Genomic DNA, 12,872 nt, shown 5'->3' on the forward strand with positions numbered 1-12,872 from the left:
ACGCAATCGCTAAGCAATAGACGAAAAAAAACGGCCCCGAAGGGCCGTTGTTCCATCTGGCTTGCCTGTGCGCTACAACTCGGGCGTCAGGCGAAAGCCGTTTGCGTTTCGTACGCGAAGCCGCGCGGCGCTTTCTGCGTGTCTTCAAAGGTGACGACTTCGTACGCGTCTTCGTGCGCGAGCAGTTCGCGCAGCAGCGCGTTGTTCAGGCCGTGGCCCGACTTGTACGCGGTGTACGACGCCAGCAGCGGATGGCCGACCACATACAGGTCGCCGATCGCGTCGAGCATCTTGTGCTTGACGAACTCGTCGTCGTAACGCAGGCCGTCGTTGTTCAGGATGCGGTACTCGTCGAGCACGATCGCGTTGTCCATGCTGCCGCCGCGAGCGAGGCCCAGTTCGCGCATCATTTCCACTTCATGCGCGAAGCCGAACGTGCGGGCACGCGCGATTTCGCGCACATACGACGTGTTGGCGAAATCGACTTCGAGCGCCTGGCCGGTTTTGTCCACGGCCGGATGGCGGAAGTCGATCGTGAACTTGAGCTTGAAGCCGAAGTACGGGTCGAGACGCGCGAACTTGTCGCCGTCGCGAATTTCGACCGGCTTCGTGACCTTGATGAATTTCTTCGCCGCGTTCTGCTCTTCGATACCGGCCGACTGGATCAGGAACACGAACGAACCCGCGCTGCCGTCCATGATCGGGATTTCCTCGGCGGTGACGTCGACGTAAAGGTTGTCGATGCCGAGACCGGCGCAGGCGGACATCAGATGCTCGACCGTCGACACGCGCGCGCCGTCTTTCTGCAACACGGAGGCGAGACGCGTATCGCCAATCGCCATCGCCGACGCAGGAATGTCCACCGGCGTGGGCAAATCCACGCGCGAAAACACGATGCCAGTGTCCGGCGCCGCCGGACGGAGCGTCAGGTCGACTTTGCGGCCGGAGTGCAGGCCGATGCCGACAGTCTTGACGATCGATTTGATTGTGCGCTGCTTCAACATGGTGATCTTCTACTCGATTGAAAATCCCAATCGGGACTTTTTATTTCATAGCGCGAAGTATACTCCAATCCCCAGACAAGCGTCTTTGCAGGGAACGTATCAATCTGTTTCGCTGCATTACCCCTTAGGCACCGCGAGGGGAAGCGGGACGGGCCGATGCCCCGGAACGGAGGCGTTTCCGGTCATCGGCCCGCGTAACGGCCTGTCACAAAAGCGTCGCAATCACCGTGGCCGAAACCTCACGCGACATCAGCGCGCAGGCCCGCAGCGAAGGTGTGACGCCAGCAACTAGCTCAACGTAGCGAGAATACTCGCCGCATCGCTGACTTCGAATTTGCCGGCAGCTTCGACGTTCAGCGTCTTGACCACGCCGTCGTCGACCACCATCGCGTAGCGCAGGGAACGGATTCCCATGCCACGCGCCGACAGATCCTGCTCCAGACCGAGCGCCCGCGTGAAAGCCGCACTGCCGTCCGCCATCATGCGCACCTTGCCCGAGGTGTGCTGATCGCGTCCCCACGCGCCCATCACGAACGCGTCGTTGACGGACACGCACCAGATCTCGTCGATGCCGGCAGCGCGCAACTGCTCGGCGTGCTCGACATAACCCGGTACATGTTTGGCCGAACAGGTCGGCGTGAACGCGCCGGGCAATCCGAAGATCACCACGCGCTTGCCCGCCGTCTGCCCGCGCACGTCGAAACTGTTCGGTCCGATCGTGCAGCCCGCCCGCTCGTCTTCGACAAACTCGAAGAGCGTCGCGTCGGGTAGCTTGTCACCTGCCTTGATCATGCTCAGTCCTTTGCATCGATGCGAAGCACGCTCGCACGTCGTCGTGTCGCAGTGAAATCCAGCGTCAGCCCAACTACACAACTACAGGCTGCGCCGCCCGGCGGCAGTCGCCCTGTCCGTTTCGCGAATCCGCAGAGGGCAGTCGCCCCTGCCGCGAATCAGACGATACGCGACCTCTTTGCCGTTCACCCGCCACGCTCGTGCATTCGTCCGCCAGCGCTGCACCGCAATACAACCCGCAGCGCGGCAACGAAAGCCTGCCCGCGCGCTCAGTCCGCCTGCTTGCGCAGGAACGCCGGAATGTCGTACGTGTCGACGCCCTTTTCCTGCAGCGCCTGCACGTGCGAGGCCGCGGTGTCGCGCGAGGTGCGCCACACTGCCGGCGTATCCAGCGCGCCGTAGTCGGCCGTGCTCGCGTGACCCGCCGCCGGTGCGTAGGCAGCATGCTGCATCGCGCCGACCGGCTGGTTGTCGGTGCCGGTGCGCAGCAGCGTCATCGGTGCCGATTGCTGCTTCTTCGCCGCGCGGCCGAGGCCCGTTGCGACGACCGTCACGCGCAGCGCGTCGCCCATCGCATCGTCGTACACCGCGCCGAAGATCACCGTGGCATCTTCCGCGGCATAGCTCTTGATCGTGTTCATCACTTCGCGCGTTTCCGACAGACGCAGCGAACGGCTCGACGTGATGTTGACCAGCACGCCGCGCGCGCCCGACAGATCGACGCCTTCCAGCAGCGGGCTCGCGACGGCCTGCTCGGCCGCGAGGCGCGCGCGATCGACGCCGGCAACCGTCGCCGTGCCCATCATCGCCTTGCCCTGCTCGCCCATCACGGTCTTCACGTCTTCGAAGTCGACGTTCACGAGACCGTCGACGTTGATGATTTCCGCAATGCCCGCCACCGCGTTGTTCAGAACGTCGTCAGCGCACTGGAAGCACTTGTCCATCTCGGCGTCATCGCCCATCACCTCGAACAGCTTGTCGTTCAGCACGACGATCAGCGAGTCGACGTGATCCTCCAGTTGCTGCGAACCGGCTTCCGCGACGCGCATGCGCTTGCCGCCTTCGAATTCGAACGGCTTGCTGACCACACCGACGGTCAGAATGCCCATCTCCTTCGCGATCTGCGCCACGACCGGTGCCGCGCCCGTGCCGGTGCCGCCGCCCATGCCGGCGGTGATGAACACCATGTGCGCGCCGCGCAGTGCGTCGGCGATGCGCTCGCGGGCTTCTTCAGCGGCGGCGCGACCCATTTCCGGCTTCGCGCCCGCGCCCAGACCCGTGTTGCCGAGCTGGATCACCGCGGTGGCACGCGAACGCGACAGTGCCTGCGCGTCCGTGTTCATCACGATGAAGTCGACGCCTTGCACGCCTTTGTTGATCATGTGCTGAACGGCATTGCCGCCAGCGCCACCGACTCCGACGACCTTGATGATGGTGCCGTTCGTTTCGGTTTCCAGCATCTGGAATTCCATGTTGCCTCCGTCAAGATAAAAAAGTACCGCCACTCGGCGTTATCCGGCAGGAGATCGGGCAACCCCCTGTCGCGCGCCAGCCGCCGGCACCAGCGCGAATTTCTCGAAACCTGTAATCAGAAGTTGCCGAGGAACCAGTCCTTCATGCGCGAGAACACCTGCCCCATCGACCCCGACTGCACCGCAACCTTGCGCCCGCGCATGCGCTGCGAGCGGCCTTCGACGAGCAGGCCCATCGCCGTCGAGTAGCGCGGATTGCGCACCACGTCGGCGAGACCGCCCGCGTATTCCGGCACGCCGATGCGCACCGGCTTCAGGAAAATGTCCTCGCCGAGCTCGACCATGCCGATCATCATCGACGCGCCGCCCGTCAGCACCACGCCGGAGCTCAGCAGTTCTTCGTAACCCGACTCGCGCACGACCTGCTGCACGAGCGAAAACAGTTCTTCGACGCGCGGCTCGACCACGGCCGCGAGCGCCTGGCGCGACAGCGTGCGCGGACCGCGCTCGCCGAGACCCGGCACTTCGATCATCTCGTCCGGATCGGCGAGCGCCTGCTTGGCGATGCCGTAGTCGACCTTGATGTCTTCGGCGTCCGGCGTCGGCGTGCGCAGCGCCATCGCGATGTCGCTCGTGATCTGGTCGCCGGCGATCGGAATCACGGCCGTGTGGCGAATCGCGCCTTCGCTGAAGATCGCGATGTCGGTCGTGCCGCCGCCGATGTCGACGAGCACCACGCCCAGTTCCTTTTCGTCTTCCGTCAGCACCGCGAGCGACGACGCGAGCGGCTGCAGGATCAGGTCGTTCACTTCGAGGCCGCAGCGGCGCACGCATTTGACGATGTTCTGCGCCGCGCTCACGGCGCCGGTAACGATATGCACCTTCACTTCGAGGCGGATGCCGCTCATGCCGATCGGCTCGCGCACGTCTTCCTGACCGTCGATGATGAATTCCTGCGTGAGGATATGCAGCACCTGCTGGTCGGTCGGAATGTTGATCGCCTTGGCGGTTTCGATCACGCGCGCGACGTCGGCCTGCGTGACTTCCTTCTCCTTGATCGCGACCATGCCGCTCGAATTGAAGCTGCGGATATGGCTGCCGGCGATGCCGGTGAACACGTTCGTGATCTTGCAGTCGGCCATCAGCTCGGCTTCCTCGAGCGCGCGCTGGATCGACTGCACGGTGGCTTCGATGTTCACCACCACGCCTTTCTTGAGCCCCTTCGATTCGCTCTGGCCGAGACCGATCACCTCGTAGTGGCCCTCGCCCTTCAACTCGGCGACGATGGCCACGACCTTCGACGTCCCGATGTCGAGGGCGACCAGCAGATCCTTATAGTCTTTACTCATAGCGTGCTCATTGCGTGTGATGTCCGTTTACTTCTTGCCCTTGTCGGGTTCGCTGATGAAGCGCATGCCAGCGGCACGAATCGCGAAACCGTTCGGATAGCGCAAGTCCGCATACTCGATATCCTTTCCCCAACGTTGCGTGACCGCGTTCCATGCCGCGGTCAGACGCCTGCTGCGATCGGCGAGCGTGTCCTGATTGCGTTCGCGCCCCAGCTCCACCTGCGTGCCGTTCGAGAGCTTCACCGTCCACGCGTAGCGCGGCGACAGCGTTACTTCCTCGGGCGTCGCATTGAGCGGCGCGAACCACTTCTGGAAGTCGTGATAACGCGCGACGACTTCCTTTGCCGTACCGTCCGGGCCGTCGAACGCGGGCAGATCCTCGTCGAGCTCGCCCTGGTTCGCCGTGAACAGCTCGCCGTCGACGCTCACGAGCTGATCGCTGCCCCACGTCCCAAGCGGCTTGTACTCCTCCAGCGTGACAGCCAGTGCATTCGGCCAGACGCGCCGCACGCTCGCGTGGCGCACCCACGGCATCTGCTCGAAGGCCTGCCGCGCGACATCGAGATCGACGGTGAAGAAGTTGCCCTTCAACTTGCCGACCACGCCGGCGCGCACCGTCGGCGAATTGATATGCTCGGTGTCGCCGTCGATCTGGATTTCGCGCAACGCGAAATTCGGGCGCTGGATCAGCCAGTAACCGCCCGCCGCCAGCAGCAGGAGCACCAGCAACGCATGCAAGGCATTGCTGGCGAGATTGAGCTGGCGAACGTTGTTCCACATGGTGTTGCTTGCGATTGCCTTGATTAGTCGTTCAATGTCAGCGCCAATACGCCGACCACCAGGTCCTGATAACTGATGCCGACCGCGCGCGCCGCTTTCGGCGGCAGCGAGTGATCGGTCATGCCGGGCGCCGTGTTCACTTCGAGGAAATACGGCTGGCCCTCGCCGTCGAGCATGAAGTCGGCGCGGCCCCAGTCGGCGCAGCCGAGCACGTCGAACGCGCGGCGCGCGAGCTGCTTCAGGCGCGTTTCCTCGTCGGCGGGCAGGCCGCACGGAATCAGGTACTGCGTGTCGTTGGCGATGTACTTCGCGTGGTAGTCGTAGAACTCGCCGGCCGGCACGATGCGGATCACCGGCAGGTCCAGATTGCCGGCGATGCACGCGGTGTATTCGCCGCCGCCCTCGATGCTCTTCTCGACCACCACGATACGGTCGTGCTTGACGGCTTCGAGCAGCGCGGCCGGCAGCGCGTCCGCGCTCTTCACCTTGATGACGGCGACGCTCGACCCTTCGCTGGCCGGCTTCACGAACAGCGGCAGACCGAGCTTCGCGACGATCTCTTTGGAGCGCGCTGCGTAGTCGTCGCCGCGCAGCACCGCTTCGAACAGCGGCGTCGGAATGCCGAGCTGCTGCCACACGAGCTTGGTGCGGAACTTGTCGAGACCGAGCGCCGAGCCGAGCACGCCGCTACCGGTGTACTTGATGCCGTAGAAATCGAGCGCACCCTGAATCTGGCCGTTCTCGCCGTAACCGCCATGCAGCGCGTTGAACGCGCGCACGAAACCCTCTTCCTTCAACGCGGACAGCGGACGCTCGGCCGGGTCGAACGGATGCGCGTCGATGCCCGCGTCGCGCAGGCCTTGCAACACCAGCCGCCCGGAATTGAGCGACACCTCGCGCTCGGCGGAATTACCGCCGAGCAGCACGGCCACCTTGCCGAATTGTTTAGCGAGTTGATCGGATTTGATGCTGCTCATCTCACACCTTCTGTTCCTGAGCGAGGCGACCCGGCACACCGCCGATCGAACCCGCGCCCATCGTAATCACCACATCGCCGTCGCGCACCACGGTGGAGAGCGCGTCCGGCACTTCATCGACCGTATCGACGAACACCGGCTCGACCTTGCCCGCGACGCGCAGCGCGCGCGCGAGCGCGCGGCCGTCCGCGGCGACGATCGGCGCTTCGCCGGCCGCGTAGACCTCGGTCAGCACGAGCGCGTCGACAGTCGACAGCACCTTCACGAAATCCTCAAAGCAGTCGCGCGTGCGCGTGAAGCGGTGCGGCTGGAATGCCAGCACGAGACGCCGGCCCGGAAACGCGCCGCGCGCCGCTGCCACCGTGGCCGCCATTTCGACCGGGTGATGACCGTAGTCGTCCACCAGCGTGTAGGCGCCGGCGGCCTCACCGTTGCTCATAACCGGCACTTCGCCGTAGCGCTGGAAGCGCCGGCCGACGCCGTTGAAATCCGCAAGCGCTCGCTGGATATCGGCATCTTTCACTTCAAGTTCAGTCGCGATCGCGATCGCGGCCAGCGCGTTCTGTACGTTGTGCTCGCCCGGCAGATTCAACGTGATGTCGAGCGGCGCCGCGTCTTCGCGCATCGCGGTGAAATGCATGCGGCCTTCGCGCGCCTCGACGTTGACCGCGCGCACCTGCGCGTCGGCCGCGAAGCCGTAGCGGATGATCGGCTTCGACACGAACGGCAGAATCTCCTTCACGTTCGGATCGTCGACGCACAGCACCGCGATGCCGTAGAACGGCAGACGGTGCGTGAATTCGATGAACGCCTGCTTCAGACGCGCGAAGTCGTGACCATAGGTATCCATATGATCGGCGTCGATGTTCGTAATGACTTCGATCACCGGGAACAGGTTCAGGAACGACGCGTCCGATTCGTCGGCCTCGGCAACGATGAAGTCGCCGGTGCCCAGGCGCGCATTCGCGCCCGCGCTGATCAGCCGCCCGCCGATCACGAAGGTCGGATCGAGCCCGCCCGCCGCGAGCACGCTCGCGACGAGCGAGGTGGTCGTGGTCTTGCCGTGCGTGCCGGCAATCGCGATGCCTTGCTTCAGGCGCATCAGCTCCGCGAGCATCACCGCGCGCGGCACGATCGGAATGCGGCGATGACGCGCTTCGAGTACTTCGGGGTTGTCGCTGCGCACCGCGGTCGACACGACCACCGCGTTCGCCCCCTCGATGTTTTCCGCCGCGTGGCCGATCGAAATGCGCGCGCCGAGCGCGGCGAGACGTTCGGTGACCGCGTTGCCCGACAGGTCCGAGCCGCTCACCTGATAGCCGAGATTGACGAGCACCTCGGCGATGCCGCTCATGCCGACACCGCCGATGCCGACGAAATGAATATGTTTGACGATGTGTTTCATTGCTTTCCTTCAGGGCTCATGCCCGCCGTCGAACCCGCACCCGCCACCGTCGCGCAGATCTGCGCGACCTGTTCGGTGGCATCCGGTTTCGCGAGCGAGCGCGAACGCTCCGCCATCTCCGCGAGACTTTCGCGTGTCTGGCTGCGCAACCAGTCGGCGAGCTTTTGCGCCGACAGATCGCGTTGTTGCACGACCAGCGCCGCGCCGTTGTCGGCGAGAAACGCTGCGTTGGTGGTCTGGTGATCGTCCACCGCATATGGGAACGGCACGAAGAACGCGGCGACGCCGACCGCCGCAATCTCCGAGACCGTCATCGCGCCCGAGCGGCAGATCACCAGATCGGCCGCTTCGTAGGCGCTCGTCATGTCGTCGATGAACGGCACGAGCGAGACGTCGGCACCCGCCTGCAAGCCGGCTGCCGCGTAGTTCTCGCGCAGCGCGTCGATATGCTTGGCCCCCGCCTGATGCACGATGCGCGGGCGCTCGTTGGCGCCCAGCAGCGCAACCGCGCGCGGCACCACATCGTTCAACGCTGCCGCACCGAGACTGCCGCCCACCACCAGCACGTTCAGCGGACCGCTGCGTTGCGCGTAGCGAGCTTTGGGTGCATTCGCGCGCGCAAGTTCCTCACGGATCGGATTGCCGGTCCATTCGCCGTGCGGCAGCGCATTCGGGAACGCGACGAGTACGCGTTTCGCGAGCTTCGCGAGCACCTTGTTCGCGAGACCCGCAATCGAATTCTGTTCGTGCAGCACGAGCGGCCGGCCACTCAGCGCGGTCATGAGACCGGCCGGAAACGTGATGTAGCCGCCCATGCCGAGCACGACATCGGGCTTCACGCGACGCAGCACGGAGAAGCTCTGCGTGCAGGCGCTCAGCAGGTTCACCGGCAGCATCAGCTTGGTCTTCAAACCCTTGCCTCGCACGCCGCCGAAACGCACGTACTCCATCGGAATGCCGTGCTTCGGCACGAGCGTCGCTTCCATGCCCGCCGGGTTGCCGAGCCACACGACTTTCCAGCCCCACGCCTGCATCCGGTGCGCGACCGCGAGCCCCGGGAACACGTGTCCCCCGGTGCCGCCGGCCATCACCATCAGCGTGCGTTGTGGCAGAGCCGTCATACTTTGCCCCCGCGCATCAGCACCCGGTTCTCGTAATCCACCCGCATCAGGACAGCGATAGCGACGCAGTTCAGCAGAATGCCCGAACCGCCGTAACTGACGAGCGGCAACGTGAGCCCCTTGGTCGGCAGAAGCCCGAGGTTCACGCCCATGTTGATGAAGGTCTGCGCGCCGAACCAGAGGCCGATGCCCTTGGCGACGAGACCCGCGAACGTGCGGTCGAGCGCGAGCGCCTGACGGCCGATCTCGAACGAGCGGCGCACGATCCAGTAGAACATCAGGATCACGACCAGCACGCCGACGAAACCGAGTTCCTCGCCGATCACCGCGAGAATGAAGTCGGTATGCGCTTCCGGCAGATAGTTGAGCTTCTCGACGCTGCCGCCGAGGCCCACGCCGAACCACTCGCCGCGGCCGAACGCGATCAGCGAGTGCGTCAGCTGATAGGCCTTGCCCTGCGCGTAGCGGTCGTCCCACGGATCGAGGTAGGCGAAAATCCGCTCGCGACGCCACGGCGACGCCCACACGAGCAGACTGAAGGTGCCCACCGCGGTCGCGACGAGGCCGCCGAACAGCTTGCCGTTCACGCCGCCGAGGAACAGCACGCCCATCGCGATCGCCGCGATCACCATGAACGCGCCCATGTCCGGTTCGAGCAGCAGCAGCGCGCCGACAAGACCGACCGCGACCGCCATCGGCAGAAAGCCCTTGGCGAAGCTGTGCATGTACTCCTGCTTGCGCACCGTGTAGTTCGCTGCGTAGATCGTCACCGCGAGCTTCATGATTTCCGACGGCTGCATGTTCGTGATGCCGAGCGGAATCCAGCGGCGCGCGCCGTTCACGCCCTTGCCGATGTGCGGAATCAGCACGATCACGAGCGCAGCGAGCGAGATCAGGAAGAGCTTCGGCGCGTACTTGTCCCACGTCGAAATCGGAATGCGGAACGACACGACGCCGACCACGGCGCCCATCACGACGAAGATGACCTGGCGCACGAGGAACGCGTAGTCGTGATACGAGGCGTACTTCGGCGAGTCGGGCATTGCGATCGACGCCGAATACACCATCACGATGCCGAGCCCGAGCAATGCGACCACGACCCACAGCAGCGAGTGGTCGTAGTCGAGCATGCGCGAGCGCAGCGGACGCACGCCGTTGACCGCGCTCGCGAGACCACTGCCGCCCGTGCGGCCAGCGGCGCGCGCCGGGCCGGCGCTACTGCCGGCTGCTTCGCGCGAGCCGAAACGTTCCGACCAGCTCATATCATCGTCCCCCGTTCGGCCGCGATGTCTTCCACCGTGCCGCGGAATACCTCGGCCCGATGTGCGTAACTCCTGAACATGTCCAGGCTCGCGCAGGCGGGCGAGAGCAGCACCGCGTCGCCAGGCTGAGCGAGCGCGGCGGCAGCGCGCGTCGCTTCTTCGAGCGTCGCGTGATCCGTCATTGCGACGCCGCTGTGCTCAAGCGCCGCGCGAATCTGCGGCGCGTCGCGGCCGATCAGCATCACCGCGCGACACCAGCGCATGACCGGCGCGGCGAGCGGTTCAAACGCCTGGCCCTTGCCGTCGCCGCCGGCGATCAGCACGATGCGCTGCGCGAGACCGTCGAGCGCGGCGACCGTCGCGCCGACGTTGGTGCCCTTGCTGTCGTCCACGTAGTCGATGCCGTCGATCGACGCGATCAGTTCCACCCGATGCGGCTCGCCGCGATATTCGCGCAAGCCATGCAGCAACGGCGCGCCGGGCAGGCCGATCGCGCGCGCGAGCGCATACGCGGCCAACGCGTTCGCGGCGTTGTGCAAGCCGCGGATGCGCAATGCGTCGGCGGGCATCAGGCGCTTCAGCGCGATGTCCGGCGTGGCGGCCGCTTCGTTCTTGCGGCGGCGCTTCGGTGTCGGTTCGTCGCTCGCGTCGCGATCGTGCGCCTCGACGAGCCACACCATGCCGTTATCGCGCAGCAGACCATAATCGCCGTCGTTCTGCGGTTCGGCCACGCCGAACGTGATCACTTCGGCTTCACCGCTCGCGGACGCGAGCGACATCACGCGCGCGTCGTCGCGATTCAGCACGCGCACGGTCTGTGTACCGAAGATGCGACCCTTCGCCGCCGCGTACGCATCGAGCCCGCCGTGCCAGTCGAGGTGATCCTGCGTGATGTTGAGCACGGCCGCCGCATCGGGCGCAAACGTATGCGAGGTTTCCAGCTGGAAGCTCGACAGTTCGAGCACCCACACGTCGGGCAGCGCGGTCTGGTCGATCGCTTCGGAGAGCTTGTCGAGCAGCGACGGGCTGATGTTGCCGGCCACCGCGACCTTCCTGCCCGCGCGTTCGCACAGCAGGCCGGTCAGGCTCGTCGTCGTGGTCTTGCCGTTCGTGCCGGTAATCGCGATCACCTTCGGCGCGTAGCCCGATTCGCCGAGCGTGCGCAAGGCCTGCGAGAACAGTTCGAGCTCGCCCCACACCGGAATGCCCTGCTCGCGCGCCGCCGCGATCAGCGGCAGCAGATCGGCGGCGAGCGGCGACAGCCCCGGGCTGATCGCGACCAGTTCGACGCCGTCGAGCAGCACCGGCGCAAACGGACCGCCGACGAAATCGGCATCGACGCCATCCGCTTCGAGCGCGGACAGGTTCGGCGGCACCTCGCGCGTATCGGCCACCCGCAGCCGACAACCGTGCCTGGCGCACCAGCGCGCCATCGCGAGACCGGATTCACCCAGTCCCAGCACGAGCACCCTCGGCTTTTGCCGATCCCGAAACTTCTCGCCGAACATCGCCTGCTTCCTTAAATACCGCTGCTTAACGCAATTTGAGAGTGGACAAACCGAACAGGCACAACATCAACGTGATGATCCAGAAACGCACGACCACCTGCGTTTCCTTCCAGCCCGACAATTCGAAATGGTGATGCAGCGGCGCCATCCTGAAGAGGCGCCGCCCTTCGCCGTAGCGGCGCTTGGTGTATTTGAACCACGTGACCTGCAACATCACCGACAGCGTTTCCGCGACGAAAATGCCGCCCATGATGAAGAGCACGATTTCCTGGCGCACGATCACCGCGACCGTGCCGAGCGCGCCGCCGAGCGCGAGCGCGCCGACGTCGCCCATGAACATCTGCGCCGGGTGCGTGTTGAACCACAGGAACGCGAGGCCCGCGCCGCCCATCGCCGAGCAGAAGATCAGCAATTCGCCCGCGCCGGCGATGTGCGGGAACAGCAGGTACTTCGAATAGACCGAGCTGCCCATCACGTACGCGAACACGCCGAGCGACGCGCCCACCAGCACGACCGGCATGATGACGAGGCCGTCGAGGCCGTCGGTCAGATTCACGGCATTGCTCGCGCCGACGATCACGAGATACGTCAGCACGATGAAGCCCCACACGCCGAGCGGATAGCTGATCGACTTGAAGAACGGCAGCATCAGGTCGGCGCGCGCGGGCAAGCCCATCGACAGGCCGCTGCGCACCCACGCCATGAACAGGTCGAACACGCGCACGTTGCTCGCCTCGGACACGCTGAACGCGAGATAGACCGCCGCGAACAGACCGATCACCGACTGCCAGAAATACTTCTCGCGCGAGGACATGCCGCGCGGGTCCTTGTAGACGACCTTGCGGTAATCGTCGACCCAGCCGATCACGCCGAAGCCGAACGTGACGAGCATCACGATCCAGATGAAGCGGTTGGTCAGGTCGGCCCACAGCAGCGTGGCCACGGCGATGCCGAGCAGGATCAGCACGCCGCCCATCGTCGGCGTGCCGGATTTGACGAGGTGCGTTTGCGGACCGTCCTTGCGCACGGCCTGGCCGACCTTCATCGCGGTCAGCTTGCGAATTACCGCCGGGCCGCAGACGAGCCCGATCGACAGCGCGGTGATGGTCGCCATCACCGCGCGAAACGTCAGATAACTGAACACGCGCAAGAAGCTTGCGTCATTCTGCAGCCATTGCGCCAGCGCCAGTAGCATGCCGGGT

11 protein-coding genes are annotated in these 12,872 nt (G+C 65.1%); all 11 read right to left on the reverse strand.

Annotation, left to right across the window (positions count from 1 at the left end):
• Positions 1-86: 86 nt before the first annotated feature.
• The 11 genes from lpxC to mraY all read right to left on the reverse strand — a co-directional run bounded on the left by lpxC (position 87) and on the right by mraY (position 12,865).
• Positions 87-1,004, reverse strand: a complete 918-nt coding sequence (lpxC, locus tag F3J20_RS23105; protein WP_167048701.1) for a UDP-3-O-acyl-N-acetylglucosamine deacetylase — start codon at positions 1,002-1,004, stop codon at positions 87-89.
• A gap of 288 nt (positions 1,005-1,292) precedes the next feature.
• Positions 1,293-1,796: a peroxiredoxin gene (locus F3J20_RS23110; RefSeq protein ID WP_167048699.1), complete on the reverse strand. Its 504-nt coding sequence runs from the start codon at positions 1,794-1,796 to the stop codon at positions 1,293-1,295.
• A 269-nt stretch (positions 1,797-2,065) separates the two neighbouring features.
• Positions 2,066-3,268 (reverse strand): cell division protein FtsZ, encoded by a 1,203-nt coding sequence (gene ftsZ / locus F3J20_RS23115; RefSeq protein WP_167048697.1) that lies wholly within the window; start codon positions 3,266-3,268, stop codon positions 2,066-2,068.
• A gap of 116 nt (positions 3,269-3,384) precedes the next feature.
• Positions 3,385-4,617, reverse strand: a complete 1,233-nt coding sequence (ftsA, locus tag F3J20_RS23120) for a cell division protein FtsA (protein ID WP_167048695.1) — start codon at positions 4,615-4,617, stop codon at positions 3,385-3,387.
• Positions 4,618-4,644: 27 nt separating this feature from the next.
• Complete coding sequence (locus F3J20_RS23125) at positions 4,645-5,397, reverse strand: cell division protein FtsQ/DivIB (protein WP_167048693.1); 753 nt, start codon at positions 5,395-5,397, stop codon at positions 4,645-4,647.
• A 23-nt stretch (positions 5,398-5,420) separates the two neighbouring features.
• Entirely contained in the window at positions 5,421-6,374 is a 954-nt protein-coding gene (locus tag F3J20_RS23130; RefSeq protein ID WP_167284630.1) for a D-alanine--D-alanine ligase, read from the reverse strand.
• A gap of 1 nt (position 6,375) precedes the next feature.
• Positions 6,376-7,779 carry a UDP-N-acetylmuramate--L-alanine ligase gene (gene murC, locus F3J20_RS23135; protein ID WP_167048689.1) on the reverse strand — a complete coding sequence of 468 codons (1,404 nt, stop codon included), beginning with the start codon at positions 7,777-7,779 and terminating at the stop codon, positions 6,376-6,378.
• Positions 7,776-8,900 (reverse strand): undecaprenyldiphospho-muramoylpentapeptide beta-N-acetylglucosaminyltransferase, encoded by a 1,125-nt coding sequence (murG, locus tag F3J20_RS23140; RefSeq protein ID WP_167284631.1) that lies wholly within the window; start codon positions 8,898-8,900, stop codon positions 7,776-7,778. Before murG ends, murC begins: the two co-directional genes overlap by 4 nt.
• The gene (ftsW, locus tag F3J20_RS23145) at positions 8,897-10,162 is read right to left on the reverse strand and encodes a putative lipid II flippase FtsW (RefSeq protein ID WP_167048685.1); all 1,266 of its coding nucleotides are present in this window, start codon (positions 10,160-10,162) and stop codon (positions 8,897-8,899) included. The genes murG and ftsW overlap by 4 nt, the downstream gene beginning before the upstream one ends.
• Positions 10,159-11,670: a UDP-N-acetylmuramoyl-L-alanine--D-glutamate ligase gene (gene murD / locus F3J20_RS23150; RefSeq protein WP_167284632.1), complete on the reverse strand. Its 1,512-nt coding sequence runs from the start codon at positions 11,668-11,670 to the stop codon at positions 10,159-10,161. The genes ftsW and murD overlap by 4 nt, the downstream gene beginning before the upstream one ends.
• Positions 11,671-11,695: 25 nt before the next feature.
• Entirely contained in the window at positions 11,696-12,865 is a 1,170-nt protein-coding gene (mraY, locus tag F3J20_RS23155) for a phospho-N-acetylmuramoyl-pentapeptide-transferase (RefSeq protein WP_167048681.1), read from the reverse strand.
• Between the last annotated feature and the right edge of the window lie 7 nt (positions 12,866-12,872).

Source organism: Paraburkholderia sp. Cy-641, assembly GCF_011752945.1.
GTDB lineage: Bacteria > Pseudomonadota > Gammaproteobacteria > Burkholderiales > Burkholderiaceae > Paraburkholderia.